Annotated in this window: 16 protein-coding genes, 1 tRNA gene and 1 pseudogene; 7 read left to right on the forward strand and 11 right to left on the reverse strand. The window is 70.6% G+C overall.

What is annotated here, in order from left to right; genetic code table 11:
• Nucleotides 1-155: hemolysin III family protein (locus tag AB0M52_RS18075; RefSeq protein WP_363954661.1), on the forward strand; the 155-nt coding region annotated here is incomplete at its 5' end.
• A gap of 56 nt (nt 156-211) precedes the next feature.
• Here AB0M52_RS18075 and AB0M52_RS18080 read toward each other — a convergent pair.
• The gene (locus tag AB0M52_RS18080) at nt 212-496 is read right to left on the reverse strand and encodes a DUF6458 family protein (RefSeq protein WP_363954619.1); all 285 of its coding nucleotides are present in this window, start codon (nt 494-496) and stop codon (nt 212-214) included.
• A 116-nt stretch (nt 497-612) separates the two neighbouring features.
• Between AB0M52_RS18080 and AB0M52_RS18085 the strand changes: the two genes are divergently transcribed.
• Nucleotides 613-1,149: a histidine phosphatase family protein gene (locus tag AB0M52_RS18085; RefSeq protein ID WP_363954622.1), complete on the forward strand. Its 537-nt coding sequence runs from the start codon at nt 613-615 to the stop codon at nt 1,147-1,149.
• Nucleotides 1,150-1,216: 67 nt separating this feature from the next.
• On the opposite strand, the gene AB0M52_RS18090 is transcribed toward AB0M52_RS18085, so the two are convergent.
• The 4 genes from AB0M52_RS18090 to AB0M52_RS18105 form a co-directional block, all read right to left on the reverse strand.
• Entirely contained in the window at nt 1,217-1,486 is a 270-nt protein-coding gene (locus AB0M52_RS18090; RefSeq protein WP_111212693.1) for a DUF6458 family protein, read from the reverse strand.
• A gap of 225 nt (nt 1,487-1,711) precedes the next feature.
• Complete coding sequence (locus tag AB0M52_RS18095; RefSeq protein ID WP_363954626.1) at nt 1,712-3,568, reverse strand: acyl-CoA dehydrogenase; 1,857 nt, start codon at nt 3,566-3,568, stop codon at nt 1,712-1,714.
• 150 nt (nt 3,569-3,718) lie between these two features.
• Nucleotides 3,719-4,846, reverse strand: coding sequence for a PP2C family protein-serine/threonine phosphatase (locus tag AB0M52_RS18100; protein ID WP_363954629.1), 1,128 nt, complete (start codon nt 4,844-4,846; stop codon nt 3,719-3,721).
• A gap of 101 nt (nt 4,847-4,947) precedes the next feature.
• Nucleotides 4,948-5,583, reverse strand: coding sequence for a septal ring lytic transglycosylase RlpA family protein (locus AB0M52_RS18105; protein ID WP_363954632.1), 636 nt, complete (start codon nt 5,581-5,583; stop codon nt 4,948-4,950).
• Nucleotides 5,584-5,763: 180 nt separating this feature from the next.
• On the opposite strand from AB0M52_RS18105, the gene AB0M52_RS18110 reads away from it, so the two are divergent.
• On the forward strand, nt 5,764-6,315 hold the full coding sequence (locus tag AB0M52_RS18110; protein ID WP_363954635.1) for a phosphoribosyltransferase: 552 nt from the start codon (nt 5,764-5,766) through the stop codon (nt 6,313-6,315).
• A gap of 77 nt (nt 6,316-6,392) precedes the next feature.
• Here the strand turns inward: AB0M52_RS18110 and AB0M52_RS18115 are convergent, their stop codons facing one another.
• A complete protein-coding gene (locus tag AB0M52_RS18115) occupies nt 6,393-6,908 on the reverse strand; it encodes an alpha/beta hydrolase (RefSeq protein ID WP_363954638.1) in 516 nt (171 codons plus the stop codon).
• A gap of 156 nt (nt 6,909-7,064) precedes the next feature.
• Nucleotides 7,065-7,943 carry an LLM class flavin-dependent oxidoreductase gene (locus AB0M52_RS18120; RefSeq protein ID WP_363954640.1) on the reverse strand — a complete coding sequence of 293 codons (879 nt, stop codon included), beginning with the start codon at nt 7,941-7,943 and terminating at the stop codon, nt 7,065-7,067.
• Between the two features lie 188 nt (nt 7,944-8,131).
• Between AB0M52_RS18120 and AB0M52_RS18125 the strand changes: the two are divergent.
• Both AB0M52_RS18125 and AB0M52_RS18130 read left to right on the forward strand, forming a co-directional pair.
• Nucleotides 8,132-8,631, forward strand: a pseudogene (locus tag AB0M52_RS18125) (SigE family RNA polymerase sigma factor).
• Complete coding sequence (locus AB0M52_RS18130; RefSeq protein ID WP_363954643.1) at nt 8,628-9,998, forward strand: hypothetical protein; 1,371 nt, start codon at nt 8,628-8,630, stop codon at nt 9,996-9,998. The pseudogene AB0M52_RS18125 and the gene AB0M52_RS18130 overlap by 4 nt, the downstream one beginning before the upstream one ends.
• Before the next feature lie 116 nt (nt 9,999-10,114).
• On the opposite strand, the gene AB0M52_RS18135 is transcribed toward AB0M52_RS18130, so the two are convergent.
• Nucleotides 10,115-10,402, reverse strand: a complete 288-nt coding sequence (locus tag AB0M52_RS18135) for a hypothetical protein (protein ID WP_363954646.1) — start codon at nt 10,400-10,402, stop codon at nt 10,115-10,117.
• A gap of 256 nt (nt 10,403-10,658) precedes the next feature.
• Nucleotides 10,659-10,732, reverse strand: a tRNA-Gly gene (locus AB0M52_RS18140).
• A 213-nt stretch (nt 10,733-10,945) separates the two neighbouring features.
• On the opposite strand from AB0M52_RS18140, the gene AB0M52_RS18145 reads away from it, so the two are divergent.
• Complete coding sequence (locus tag AB0M52_RS18145; protein WP_363954649.1) at nt 10,946-11,950, forward strand: zinc metalloprotease; 1,005 nt, start codon at nt 10,946-10,948, stop codon at nt 11,948-11,950.
• Between the two features lie 67 nt (nt 11,951-12,017).
• Here AB0M52_RS18145 and AB0M52_RS18150 read toward each other — a convergent pair whose 3' ends face one another.
• On the reverse strand, nt 12,018-12,554 hold the full coding sequence (locus AB0M52_RS18150; protein ID WP_363954652.1) for a pyridoxamine 5'-phosphate oxidase family protein: 537 nt from the start codon (nt 12,552-12,554) through the stop codon (nt 12,018-12,020).
• Between the two features lie 79 nt (nt 12,555-12,633).
• On the opposite strand from AB0M52_RS18150, the gene dcd reads away from it, so the two are divergent.
• Nucleotides 12,634-13,212: a dCTP deaminase gene (gene dcd, locus AB0M52_RS18155; protein ID WP_363954655.1), complete on the forward strand. Its 579-nt coding sequence runs from the start codon at nt 12,634-12,636 to the stop codon at nt 13,210-13,212.
• A 48-nt stretch (nt 13,213-13,260) separates the two neighbouring features.
• Here dcd and AB0M52_RS18160 read toward each other — a convergent pair.
• Nucleotides 13,261-14,325: NlpC/P60 family protein (locus tag AB0M52_RS18160; RefSeq protein WP_363954658.1), on the reverse strand; the 1,065-nt coding region annotated here is incomplete at its 5' end.

Here is a 14,325-nt window from a genome sequence, read left to right on the forward strand (position 1 = left end):
GCGGGGCGATCTACACCGTCGGGGCGGTCTTCTACGCACTTCGCCGGCCCAATCCGTGGCCGACCGTCTTCGGGCATCACGAGTTCTTCCACGCCTGCACGCTGGTCGCGGCGATCTGCCACCACATCGCCATCTACTTCGCGCTGTTCGCCTGACGCCAGCAGGGGTGACGGGCAGTGCCCACCACCCCTGCCGGGTCCCGGTCGGGAGGTCAGATCGTCCGGCCGGGCCGGCGCACCTCGCGGTACTCCTGCACCACCCGGTCGTCCTGGACCGGTACGGCGCGGTCGGCGACCACCCGCTCCTCGCGGACCGGGGTGACGACCGCGCGCCGGCGCGAGCTCCAGAAGTGGAGAGTCACGATCAGGCCGGCCACCCCGGCGAGCATCAGCACCCAGCCGACGACGCTCAGGTTGAGCCAGCCAAGGTCCGCCTCCACGGCGAACGTGAAGATCGCGCCCAGCGCGATCAGGAAGATACTGCCACCGATGCCCATCTCGTCGTCTCCTCGGCTCTGACGCTGGCATTCCACTCGGCCGCGGCCATGGGTGAGGTTGCGGCACGGACGGACTTACCCCGGCACGGAGATCGCCAATCGGGCAAGCTGGAGACATGACGGACGCCCCGGTGGATGAACGGATGCTCGTGCTGCTGCGGCACGCCAAGGCCGAACAGCCAACGGACGGCCCCGACGTGGAGCGTCCGCTGGCCACCCGTGGGCGCGCCGACGCCGCCGCGGCCGGCTTCTGGCTGGCCCGGCACGGGCTACTGCCGGACGTGGTGCTCTGCTCGGCGGCGCTGCGGACCCGGCAGACCTGGCACAACGTGGAGATGGGGATGACGGGGTCACCGCCCGAGGGCGGCCCGGCCGGGCCGTTGCCGATCGTCCGCTACGAGCCGGATGCGTACGAGGCGCATCCGGAGGATCTGCTGACGCTGGTCCGGCGGGTCGAGCCGACCGCGACCACGGTCCTGCTGATCGCCCACAACCCCGGCATCTCCCTACTGTCCGAAATGCTCGACCCGCCGCACGCCGATCCGGAAGGGCTGCGCACGACCGACCTGGTGGTGCACCGGCCGGCCGTCCCGTGGGCCGAACTGGCTCGGGGCACGGCCGTGATCAGCGCTCGGCACACCGCGCGCGGCTGAAACCGCCACCGCGGCTGAACCAGCTGCCACCCATCGGTGGCTCGCTGGCTCAGCCGCGTCTGATGCCTCAGCTCGGCGGGGCGGTCGGCGGTGGCGGGTCGGGAGGTGGCGGCATCATCGCCGTCGGATGGGACAGCCGGTTCTCCTCCACGATCAGGGTCCGGGCCCGCTTGCGGCGGTCCTGCCAGAACCAGAGCGTGGTAAGCAAGACGGCCAGTCCGGCCAGGATGAAGACCCAGCCGACCGCGCGCAGGTCGACCCACCAGACGTTGGCCCGGAGGGCGAAGGTCAGAATCGCGCCGATCGCGATCAGGAAGATTCCACTACCAATGCCCATGTGCGCGGCACTCCCCCGTGCGGTTGCTTCTGGGCGTCCTCTGAATTGTCCGGTTACCCGGCCGCCCGGGGGTTACCCGCACCATCGGCTGGCGAACGCCTCGGCACGTCTCTCGCCAGGGGCAGAGGCGGACGAAGCTCAGGTAGGTGGCCCAAACCACTCAGGCTTCTCAAACCGCAGCAGCCGGCGGACTCGTGCCCGCCGGCTGCCGGACCCCCGCTCGACTCAGAACGCCTCCTCCGGGAGGTCCATGATGTCCAGATCGGTGCCCTCGATGATCCGCCGGTCGGCACCGATACGCGGCAGCACCTCGCGGGCAAAGAACCGGGCGGCAGCCACCTTCCCGGTGTAGAACGCCTTGTCCGCGGCCGAGACCTCGCCGGCCAGCGCCGTCAGCGCCACGTCGGCCTGCCGCTGCAACAGCCAGCCGACGACCAGGTCGCCGAGCGCGAGCAGGAACCGCCGGCTGCCCAGCCCGACCTTGTAGAGGGCCCGGTCGTCGCCGCCCTGTACCTCGCCCAGCCAGCCGGTCATCACGCCGAGGATGGTCTGGATCTCGGCGAGCGCCTTGCCGAGCGCCTGACGCTCCTCCTTGAGCTGGCCGTTGCCGGCCTCGGTGGTGATGAACTCCTGGATCTCACCGGCCACCGCCATCAGGGCCTTGCCGTTGTCCCGGACGATCTTCCGAAAGATCAGGTCGAGGCTCTGGATAGCCGTGGTGCCCTCGTACAGCGTGTCGATCTTGGCGTCCCGGACGTACTGCTCCAGCGGGTAGTCCTGGAGGAAGCCGGAGCCGCCGAAGGTCTGTAGCGACTCGTGCCCGAGCAGTTCGTACGCCCGCTCCGAACCGACGCCCTTCACCAGCGGGAGCAGCAGGTCGTTGACCCGCTTGGCCAGCTTGGTGGCCTTCTCGTCGCCGGCCGCCTCGGCGATGGCGACCCGGTCCTGCCAGGAGGCGGTGTAGCAGACCAGCGCCCGCAGGCCCTCGGCGTACGACTTCTGGAGCAGCAGCGAGCGGCGCACGTCGGGGTGGTGGGTGATGGTCACCCGGGGGGCGCTCTTGTCCGCCGTCTGGGTCAGGTCGGCGCCCTGTACCCGGTTCCTGGCGTACTCCAGCGCGTTCAGGTAGCCGGTGGAGAGGGTGGCGATCGCCTTGGTGCCGACCATCATCCGGGCGTACTCGATGATCATGAACATCTGCCGGATGCCGTCGTGCTTCTCACCCAGCAGCCAGCCCTTGGCCGGCACGCCGTGCTCGCCGAAGGTCACCTCGCAGGTGTTGGAGACCTTCAGGCCCATCTTGTGCTCGACGTTGGTGGCGAAGACGCCGTTGCGCTCGCCCAGCTCGCCGGTGTTCTTGTCGAAGTGGTACTTCGGGACGACGAACAGCGACAGACCCTTGGTGCCCGGACCGCCGACGCCCTCCACACCGACCGGGCGGGCCAGCACGTAGTGGACGATGTTGTCGGTCAGGTCGTGCTCACCGGACGTGATGAAGCGCTTGACGCCCTCGATGTGCCAGGAGCCGTCCGGCTGCTGGATGGCCCGGGTACGGCCGGCACCCACGTCCGAGCCGGCGTCCGGCTCGGTCAGCACCATCGTCGAGCCCCACTGCTTGTCGATGAAGAGCTTGGCCCACTTCTTCTGCTGCTCGGTGCCCTCGACGTGCAGCACGTGCGCGAAGGACGGGCCGGAGGCGTACATCCAGACCGGGGCGTTCGAGCCGAGCACCAGCTCGGCGAGCGCCCACCACAGCGCCCGCGGGGCGTTGGTGCCGTCCAGCTCCGGGGGGAGGTCCAGGCGCCAGAACTCGGACTCCATGAACGCCTGGTACGACTTCTTGAACGACTCCGGCAGCGGCGCGGTGTGCGTGGCCGGGTCGAAGACCGGTGGGTTGCGGTCGCTGTCCTGGTAGCTGGCGGCCAGGTCCTCCCGGGCCAGGCGGTCGACCTCGGCGAGGAAGCTGCGCGCGGTGTCGACGTCGAGGTCGGAGTACGGCTCCTGGCCGAACGCCCGGTCCGCCCCGAACACCTCGAACAGGTTGAATTCGAGGTCCCGAAGGTTGCTCTTGTAGTGGGTCATGTGGCTGGCCCCGCTTCCGGACAGGTGTTACCGATCAGTAACCCCGACTGTATTACTCGCGGGTAGGCAGCGACAAGCCAGCCGCCGAAGTGACAGCGATTACACACCTGTGGTTCAGGTTCCGGCCAGGCGTCGTCAGTCGGGCCCGGATCAGCTCTCGGCCGCGCCGACCTCCCAGCTCGGCACCGCCGCCGTCGCGCCACTCGGCGAACCGGTGTACTCCATCAGCACCAGCGCGATGTCGTCGTCGAGCCGGCCGTGCACCCACTCGACCAGCGCGGTCTCCAGGGAGGCCAGGCCGTCGGCGACTGTGCCGTGCCCGAGCAGCCGCCACGCGCGGTCGGCGGTGGGGAAGAACTCGCCGTCCCGGCGCGCCTCGCCCAGCCCATCGGTGAACAGCAGCAGTCGGTCGCCCGGCTCCAGCCGCTCCACCCGCGGCCGGACCACCGGCATGAAGCCCAGCGGCGGCGCCGGGGCCGGTGGTTCCAGCGGGATGACCGCGCCGTGGCGCAGCAGGAGCGGCGCCGGGTGTCCACAGTTGACGATGGTGAGGGTGCCACCCCGCTCCTCCACCAGCGCCGCGGTGACGAAGTCCTCGTCGCCGACGTTCCGGGCCACCGCCCGGTCCAGGTCGGCCACCACGGCCCGCAGGTCGGCCCGCTCGTAGGCGACGTGCCGGTACGAGCCCAGCACGATGCTCGCCAGCCGGACCGCTTCCAGCCCCTTGCCGCGTACGTCACCGATGATCATGCGTACGCCGTACGGAGTGTCGATCGCCTCGTACAGGTCGCCGCCGATCTCCGCGGTGGCGGTCGAGGAGATGTACCGGCCGGCCACCGACAGCGCGCCCACCTGGGGACCGAGCGGGCGCAGCACCGCCTGCTGGGCGACCGCCGCCAGCTTCGACAGCTCGGCGATCCGCTCGGCCTGCCGTTCCCGTACCGACGCCACCGCCGCCGCGATGCCGGTACCCAGCGCGATGCCGGCCACGGCGACCGCGGTGGAGAGCGACGCGGTCCGCTCGGCCAGGGCGAAGGCCGCCCCGAGCATGGACGCGGCAGCGCCGACGCCGAGCACGATCCGCCAGGACGCCAGCGCCGCAGCCAGGAAGGGGGCAGCCACCATCAGCGCGATGTAGTTCGCCTCGCGGCCGTCCGCCAGTTCGACCGCCGAGACGATCACGAGCAGGACGAGAGCCGCGCCGAGGCCGGCGCGGGATCCGGGGCTCAGCGGGCCGCGGCCCGGCTGGAGGAGTTGCGTGCGTACATCCGACAGCATGCCCGATGGAGGTGAACGAAAGAATGGGCCTGACCCGTCGTACGAGATGGATCTGACCGCGCGGATCGCGGCCCGGAGCCGATCGCCGTGCGGTACCCGGCTCAGCCGAGCACCTCGTAGCGGACCTCGATGTGCCCGAGGTCGAGCGAGGCGATCTCGGCGAACGCGGCCCGGGACAGGTCCAGGCAACGTCCGTCGATGAACGGGCCCCGGTCGTTGATCCGGACGGTGATCGACTTGCCGTTGGCCGGGTTGGTCACCCGGACCCTGGTGTCGAAGGGCAGCGTCTTGTGGGCGGCCGTCAGCGCCTCCGGATTGAACGTCTCGCCGTTGGCGGTCATCTGGCCCTCCCAGTAGAAGGAGGCGCCACACGAGCCGGTGTCGACAACCGGGCGAGCCGTCGTCTTCTTCACCGTGGGCGTCGGCGAAGGGCTCGCCGTACGCGGCTTGCTCCGCGACGGCGCCTGCGCGGTGCGGCTGGGCGTCGGGCTCGCCGTCGCGCTCGGCGAGCCGCTGGCGCTCGCGCTCGGCGGCGTGGTCGGCAAGCCAGTCGCCAGGTCATCCGGTTCGAGGGTCGGCGAGAGGTCGATCGCGGCCGGCCGGACCGGCTCCGACCCGGCGGTCAGGCGTACGGCGCCGACGGTTCCCCCGACGGCGAGGGTCACGGCCACCACGGCGCTGGCCGCGAGACCGGCCGGCGAGGTGATCCTGCGGGTACGGGAGTGCCTACCAGCCACCGGCCCGGTCCTTTCCTCAGCGGATCAAATCGGGTCGGACCATAACGAGAGAAGCACTTCGGAAGTCAACGTGATCATGTTGATTTGCCCGTAATTACGGCGATACGTGCAGCCGATCATCCGATCCGTGATCGGCCAGGCGGGCCGGTGCTCGCCGTGGTGCTGACGCAGGATGGTGGCATGGCCGCTGAGCTGAGGAAACGCCTCGTCGAGCTGTTCCGCTGGGTCGACCCCGGCCCCGGCGCGAGCCACCTGGTCAGCGACATCTCCGGCTGGTGGCGTGACCCGGCGATCCTCGCCGAGCTGGGCCCCGCGCTGGTCGCACCGTTCCGGTCGGCCCGGCCCACGGTGGTCGTCTCCCCGGCGGTCACCGGCCTGCTGCTCGGCCCGCTGGCGGCCACAGCGCTCGGCGTGGGATTCGTGGCGGCGCACAAGCCGGGCGACGGGCGCCTGCCCGCCGGGCCGCTGACCTGGGCGCAGAGCCCGCCCGACTTCCGCGGCCGGCGCGTCGACCTGGCCGTCCGCGACCGGCACCTCGGCCCCGGCGACCGGGTGCTGGTGGTGGACGACTGGGTCGCCACCGCCGCCCAGGTACGCGCCCTCTACGACATCTGCGCAGCCCGGGGCGCCGAGCCGCTGGGTACCTCCGCCGTGATGCTCGACTGCCCGCCGGCAACCGCGCACGAGCTACGCATCCACGGCCTCCTAACCAGCACCGACCTGCCCAGCTGAAAGGAAGGGCCCCTTATTAACGCCTCCGGTAGAGGAAGGGCCCCCTATTAACACCTACGCTGAGCGGCAGCGCCGGATCAGCGGACGAAGTCCTCGACCACCGTGCAGACCCGGCCGAGCGCCTCGGCGGAGCGGGCCAACGGTCCGGGCACCATCAGCGCGTGATCGGCGGCCGGAATCTCCAGCACGTGCGGGGTCAGCCGCCGGGCGACCGCGCCGTCCCAGGACGAATCGGCACCCCCGCCGACCAGGATGAACGGGGCGGTGGCCCGGCGCAGCGCGTCGACCACCTCGCCGCGGTGCAGCAACGGGGTGAGCCAGACGGCGGGCAGTCCCCGGGCGGCAGCGAGCGGTGCGGCCAGTGTGCCGAGCGACTTGCCGACCAGCAGGTCGGTGCGCTCGGTCAGGGTCGGCGCGACCTGATCGCACACCCACCTGCCGATGGTGTCCACGTCGAAGTCGTCCGGCACCTGCCAGGAGATCCCGTGCAGCCCGAAGCCAGCCCGGCGCAGCGCCTCTCCCAAATAGAGAAAGAGGGGGTAACGCGTGTCGTAGCCGCGTCCCGGGATGAGCACCGCACGTCTGTCCGCCATGGACGTCTCCTTGTCGTCGACCACCGACCGTACCGCCCACAAGCCGATCGCGGCGGCAAGGAGGGTGCCCTTGTTAACGCCTCCGGTAGAGGAAGGGCCCCTTGTTAACAGCCGCCGCCGGCGTGACCCGGGCTTGCGCTCGACCAGGGCTCCCGCTCAGGCGCGCAGCCCCGGCAGCAGGCGGGTGGCCACGTCCACCAGGACCACCTCGTCGCCGGCGTACCAGCTGCTCTCCCGGGGCCAGTGCGTGATCACGTCGGTGAAGCCCAGCTCCGCCGCACGCCCGACCTGGTCGGCGAAGAACTGCGCGCTGCTCAGCGAGAAGACGGGCGCCGAGTCCAACGAAAGGTAGCGATCCAGGCTGGCGGGATCGCGCCCCTCGGCGACCAGCGTCGAGTCGAGTCGGCTCACCATCTCGGCAACCCCGGCCCACCAGGCCGCCAGATCGTCCTCACCGGGGCCGGTGGTCACCCAGCCCTGCCCGAACCGGGCGGCGAGTCGCATCGAACGGGGGCCGTTGGCGGCCACCACGAACGGCACCCGGGGCGCCTGGACGCAACCCGGGTTGTTCCGGGCGTCCACCGTCGCGAACCAGTCACCCCGCCAGGTCGTCCCGTCCTTCAACAGGATCGCGTCGAGCAGCTCGATGAACTCGGCGAACCGGTCCACCCGCTGCCGCGGCGGCAGGGTCTCGCCACCGAGCACGGCCGAGTCGAAGCCGATGCCGCCCGCGCCGACCCCGAGCAGCACCCGCCCGCCGGCCACGTCGTCGAGCGCGGTCACCTGCCGGGCGAAGGCCGCCGGATGCCGGAAGTTCGGGGACGCGACCAGGGTGCCCAGCCGGATCCGGGAGGTCACGGTCGCGGCGGCGGTCAGCGTGGTCATCGAATCGAACCAGGGGCCGTCCACCAGGTCCCGCCAGCCCAGATGGTCGTACGTCCAGGCGTGGTCGAAGCCCCACTCGTCGGCCTGCCGCCACCGGTGCTGCGCCACCGACCAGCGCTGGTCGGGCAGGATCACGATGCCAATCCGCATGATCGCCAGCGTACGGGGACCAGGGCACGCGGACTCAGTCGAGGCGGGCGAGGAACTCCAGCGTGCGGCGCATCAGCAGCTCGGCGGCGGGCTCGTCGTAGCCCACGCTGCTGGAGTCGGCGCGTTGCGATCGTGCCCGGCCTCAACCATCCCGGCTCGGGGAGGCGTTCTACCAGGCGAGGGGTGGCATGACCGAGACGTTCCACGAGTTCGTGGTGCAGCGCTCGCCGGCGCTGTCCCGGACGGCCTACCTGCTCACCGGTGATCATCAGCTCGCCGAGGATCTGCTGCAAACCGCTCTGGCCCGGACGTACCGGCACTGGCGGCGGATCCACGACGGCGACCCCGAGGCGTACGTGCGGCGGGTCATGTACCACAGGTCTCCTGGTGGCGCCGGCGATGGCTCGCCGAACGGTTGGAGTCGCAGCCCACCGACCGCCCCGGTGCCGACCACTCCGACGTGACCGCGCTACGGATCAGCGTGGTGGCCGCGCTGCGTCAGCTCACCCCACGTCAGCGCGCCGTGGTCGTGCTGCGGTACTACGAGGACCTGACCGAGGCCCAGGTCGCCGGTGTGCTCGGTTGCTCGGTCGGCACGGTCAAACGGCACAGCCACGACGCGATTCGCCGGCTGCGCGCCGTCGCCCCCGACCTGGTCCAGGAACCGGCGGAGAGGAGTACGCGATGACCGCCCGACTTCGCGAAGTGCTGCACGACGTCGCGGCCGACACACCCGCGTACCCGGTCTACGAGCAGGCGCTCGCCACTGCCCGCCGGCACCGCCGGCGCACCACCATCGCGGCCGGGACGGCGCTGGTGCTGGTCGCGCTGGTCGCGGTGGCGCTGCCACCGCTGGCGGGTACCCCCGCCGTCGACCCGGCGGCCGGCGCGGAGGCCGCGCTGCCCGACCGGATCGACGTGCCGCCGTTCGGCAGCCTGCACGCCACCGATCGGCCGCGACTCGGTCCCGCCTCGGTGATCTTCACCGGTCAGGCTCCGGGCCTGATGTGGGGCGAGGATGGTCGCATCATCGCGGTGGTCGGCGCGGATTCCGACCGCTACCGGATCATCAAGGGCGGAATTGGGACCCTCGCCGGCGAGGACACGCTGTTGTCCCCCGACGGCCACCGGGTCGCCTTCGGCTCGTCCGAAGTGCAGATTGTCGACTTGACCACCACCGGCAGTCGCACTGTGACCAGCGAGGTCTCCGACACCCTGGGGACCGGGCCGGCGGCCTGGTCGCCGGATGGCCGGGCGCTGGTCGTCCGGGACACCGTGCGGGCCAACCCGCAGGGCAGCGCCTACCGGACCGTGCTGAGCCTGGTCTGGCTGGACGGCGACCGCCGGACCCGACTCGCGGACGAGTACGAAGCTTCCATATCTCCGGTCGCGTTCGCGCCGGACGGTGCCCGACTCGCGTTCCAGATCGACCGGACGGTCGCCGTCACCGACCTGGACGGACGGCGGCTCTCCTCGTTCACCCTTCCGCCCGACACGGAGTTGGCCGGTAAGGGGGCCTGGAGCACCGACGGCCAGGCATTGACGGTCGCTCAACGCGACGGCGACAGCTGGAGCCTTCGGCGGGTCGACCCGGCCACCGGCCGCGACCTCGGCGCGATGGATATGCCGGCCGTCACCGGGGTGACCGCCATCCGCCTGCTGGGATGGGCTGCGGGTTCCGCGCGAGTCGTCGCCTACCAACCCGCACCCGAGACGCCGACCGCCTTCGACAGGCCCCTCGCCATGGATTCGCGGCTGGGGTACGGCAACGTCGGCACCGTCCGGGTGCTGGCCCTCGATCCGGGCGCGGAGTCACCGACCACCCTGCTCACCGCCCCATCGGACATCGTCGCGATCGACGTCGCCGACGAAGTGATCCAGAGCGGGCGCACCCGCTCCGCGAGCCCGCCCCTCGGAGTGGGCCTCCGATTCTGGTTCTGGACGACCCTCATCAGCGTCCTGATCGCTGGCATCGTGGCGTACCGCAACCGGGTAGCGCTGGCCCTCTGGCTGCACAACCGGCGGGCCCGACGACTACGTCGACCAAATCGATGATCCCGGGCGCTTTTGGTCCGACGCCTGGGTGAAGCAAGACAGGTGAGGTCGGCCGGATGGCAGTCGTTGAGCTGGCTAGAGTGCTTGGCCGTGGATCTCTCTGAACGTCGGCTTGGTTAGAGATCAGCGATCAGGGGGGTGGCGCACGATGCCACAAGCGTAAGCCCGGCCAGAATCAGCAAGGCCTTGCGGCGGTATCGGACGTAAGCGGCAACTGATGCCAGTCCGGTGAAAGCAAGCGCCGCCGCGAGCGACAACGCGATCATCACCTCTACTGCCGCTTGCAGCGTGCCTTCCACCTGCGCTGGCCAGTCCACCGCCCCGTACCAGACGAGGAAGGCGAGGCACGCCAACCCGCAAAACCCGGCGAAGCTGACCAGGAGCCAGGTCACGAAGTCGAGCAACGGGTGCTCCCGAGCCCGCCATAACTCAACTGGCTCGCCGGACGTCCCACTCTGCCCATCCATCACCATCGCCGCATCGTATGGGGCAGCGTCGCTGGTGTCCGACCGATACACGTCGCAGCGCAAGCCAAGGCGTGTCGCCGAGGGTGATGGGCCGGCTGCCGAGGCGAGCTAATGGCCCGCGGCAGTTTTCAGCTCGCCTGACAACGCGAAAGCCCTGGTTGGGACTCTCGTCCTGACCAGGGCTTTCGCGCGTTGGAGCGGGTGACGGGAATCGAACCCGCACTGTCAGCTTGGGAAGCTGATGTTCTGCCATTGAACTACACCCGCAAGCGGCACCACTCTACCCGAGTCACCGCCCCGGTGCACCCAGGCACCCCCTGGTGCCGCCCGGCGTGGTGACGACTGCCGGGGCCAGCAAGAAGTTTCACGCCCGCAACACATTCCTATTCTCAAATCTGTCGATGGGTTGTAACGTCTGCCCCACGTTTTCCGCCCGACGCGACACAACCCCCGGTCGCGTCGCCAGAAAGAGGTGGGCTTATGGGACTCCGTCCCGTCCTGCTGCACCGGCGCATCGCCGGTATCACATCTACCTCGTTGGCCCTGGTGCTCGGCGTGGCCACGGTCGGCCTGCTGCCGGTCGCCACGACGGCCGCGAGCCCGGCGGCTGCCGCCGTCGCAGCCGACGAACATTGTGAGGATCCGACCGGCACGGCGGCCCGGGTCCGTGGCGACGCGGTCGTGAAGCATGACCCGAACGAGCTGACCATGGCCCAGCTGCACCAGCGGGAGGCCGAGTTCGCCGACCTTTTGCAGGAGCGGGCCAAGCGGGTCGGGCAGCGCGCGCTGAGCGCCCAGGCCGCCGCGGCGTCGGTCACCATCCCGGTCGTGGTGCATGTGATCCGGCGGGACACCACCCGGGCCGGCGGGAACATCCCCGACTCGATGATCCAGTCGCAGATAAACGTGCTCAACCAGTCGTTCAGCGGGGCGACGGGTGGTGCCGCCACCGCCTTCGCCTTCCAGCTCCAGAGCATCAACCGGGTCACCAACACGGCGTGGTACCCGATCCGGCAGGGCACCTCGGCCGAGCGGCAGATGAAGACCCAGCTGCGCCAGGGCAACAAGGCGACGCTCAACATCTACCTCGGCGAGTTGAGCAACGGTTTGCTCGGCTGGGCGACCTTCCCGCAGAACTCGCTGAACGTGATGGACGGCGTGGTCGTGCTGAGCGAGTCGCTGCCCGGTGGCACCGCTACCAACTACAACCAGGGCGACACCGGCACCCACGAGGTGGGCCACTGGCTGAACCTCTACCACACCTTCCAGGGCGGCTGCTCCGGCCAGGGCGACCAGGTCGCGGACACCCCGGCCGAGGCGTCGCCGGCCTACCAGTGCCCGACCGGCCGGGACACCTGCTCCAGCCCGGGCCTCGACCCGATCACCAACTTCATGGACTACACCTACGACTCCTGCATGTACCAGTTCACCCCGGGCCAGGCGACCCGGATGATCAACGCCTGGAACACCTACCGCGCCGCATAGCGCGGGCCAGATCAACGCGTACCCCCGGTGCCGGTCCCGTTTGACGGGGCCGGCACCGGCGCGTCGGTCAGGCCGCGCGGCGGGCGTGTCGACTCGTCCGGGCCGGGCGCGGCGCGCGACGAACGACCTCCGGAGTAGCCGCGGTCGGGTCGAGCCAGACCTGGACGGCCGGCTGGCCGGCCAACTCACCGGCACCGACGTGCTCGCGGCGGGAGAGCATCGCCACGTCGACCGTGAACTCGAACAGTCGCCAATCGGCGTGCGGCGCGGCCCGCGAGGCGAGCGCCAGACGGGCCAGGGTGGCCTCGTCGGTGACGGGCCGGGCCCGACCGGCGACGTACGCCTCGTCGTCGCTCTCCTCCGGCGGGAACGAGTGCAGGGCGTAGCGCCCATCGCGTTCCAGATCACGCCGCTTCGGCGAGTCGACCACGAAGCAGAACAGACCGTCATCGGTGATCACCGGGGAGACCGGGTGCACCCGGGGCCCGCCGTCGGCGCGGACCGTGGCCAGGTAGCCGAAGCCCGGGCCGTACTGCTGCATGAGAAGGCGGATCCCGTCGGCGAGCCGAGGCTCGTCAGCGGCGAATTCGGACCAGGAAGCCATGCCGACATCCTATCGAACATATGTTCTAGGAAGGTAGTCCGACACGCAGGTCACGCGTACCGACAGCTATGGTGTGGCGATGCTGCTCTCCGACCGCGACCTGGTCTCCGAGATCAAGGCAGGCACCCTGGCGCTGGAGCCGTTCGAGCCCACCCTGGTGCAACCGTCCAGCATCGACGTACGCCTGGACAGGCTGTTCCGGGTCTTCAACAACCATCTCTACACCCACATCGACCCGGCGACCCGGCAGGACGACCTGACCTCGCCGGTCGAGGTGCCCGACGGCGAGCCCTTCGTGCTGCACCCGGGCGAGTTCGTGCTCGCCTCCACGCTGGAGGTCATCTCACTCGGCGACCAGCTCGCCGGCCGGCTGGAGGGCAAATCCAGCCTGGGCCGACTCGGTCTGCTCACCCACTCCACCGCCGGCTTCATCGACCCCGGCTTCTCCGGCCACGTCACCCTTGAGCTGTCCAACGTGGCCAACCTGCCGATCACCCTCTGGCCCGGCATGAAGATCGGCCAGCTCTGCATCTTCCGGCTCTCCTCGCCCGCCGAGCACCCGTACGGCTCGGCCGTCTACGGCTCGCGCTACCAGGGCCAGCGCGGCCCGACACCGAGCCGCGCGTGGCAGAACTGGCGTACCTGGCCGACCCGCTGACCGAACGGCGGGGCCCGCTCCGGGCCCCGCCGACGGACCGGGTACGCCTCAGCCGGGCCGGCCGAAGCTGTGGATGGGCCCGCTGTCCAGGCGCTTCATCTTCACCGGCTGACCCGCCCGGGAGGCATGCACCACCCAGCCCCCACCGACGTACATGCCGACGTGGTGCAGGTCCCGGTAGTAGAAGACGAGATCCCCTGGGCGCAGCGCGCTCCGGCTGACCGACGCGGTGACCTGGCGCTGCCGCGCCGCGTTGTGCGGCAACGCCACGCCGGCTCGGGCCCACGCGGCCAGCGTCAGCCCGGAGCAGTCGTACGCGTTCGGCCCCTCGGCGCCCCACGAGTACGGCTTGCCGATCTGGGCGCAGGCGAAGGTGACCGCCTCCCCGGCCGGTCCACCCGGATAGCTCGCCGGGCAGGGGGCCGGTCGCAGCGGGCCGCCACCCCCGTTGTCGTACGCCCGCAGCCGCAGTCGCTGAAGCCGGTCGATCTCGGCGTCGATGTGCCGTCGCTTGGCCGCGAGCTCGGCCTCCGTACGAGCCAACTGTGCGATGGTGCCGTCCAGCTCGGCCTTGGCGGCGGCGAGCTCGTCGCGCAGTGCGCTGGCCTGTCGCACGTCCTGCTGCTGGTAGTGGGCATACCGGTCGAGCACGCCGAGCTGCTCGACGACCTCGCCGGGCGATCGACTGCCGAGCAGAGTGTTGACGGCCCGAACCGTCTCACCCTTGTAGGCCCGCGCGGCCAGCGCGCCGACCCGGTCCATCGCCTCGTCCACCTGATGTTGCAGTGGCGCGATCCGGGCGGCCAGGGCGTCGGCCTGCCGCCGCTTCGCGGCCAGGTCCTGACGGGTGGCGTTGTGCCGTTCGATGACGGGTTCGAGTCTGCTCCAGTCCTCGTCGATCTGGCGCTCGATGTCGGCAACCGTCGGGTCGGCGTGTGCCGCCGTGGCACCGCCAGCCAGGATCACGGCTGCGGTGGCCAGGACGGCGAGTGCGGTGGTGCAGCGGTACCAGCGGGAACGCGGCCCAGCCGTCGTCGGGCCGGGCGCTGCCGGCCGCTGCGACGGTGGCCGCGGGGCATGGTGTGCCACCGGGCTCCGTACTCCTTCTTCCCT

The organism is Micromonospora sp. NPDC051296, from assembly GCF_040682255.1.
In the GTDB taxonomy this organism is placed as follows: domain Bacteria; phylum Actinomycetota; class Actinomycetes; order Mycobacteriales; family Micromonosporaceae; genus Micromonospora; species Micromonospora craterilacus.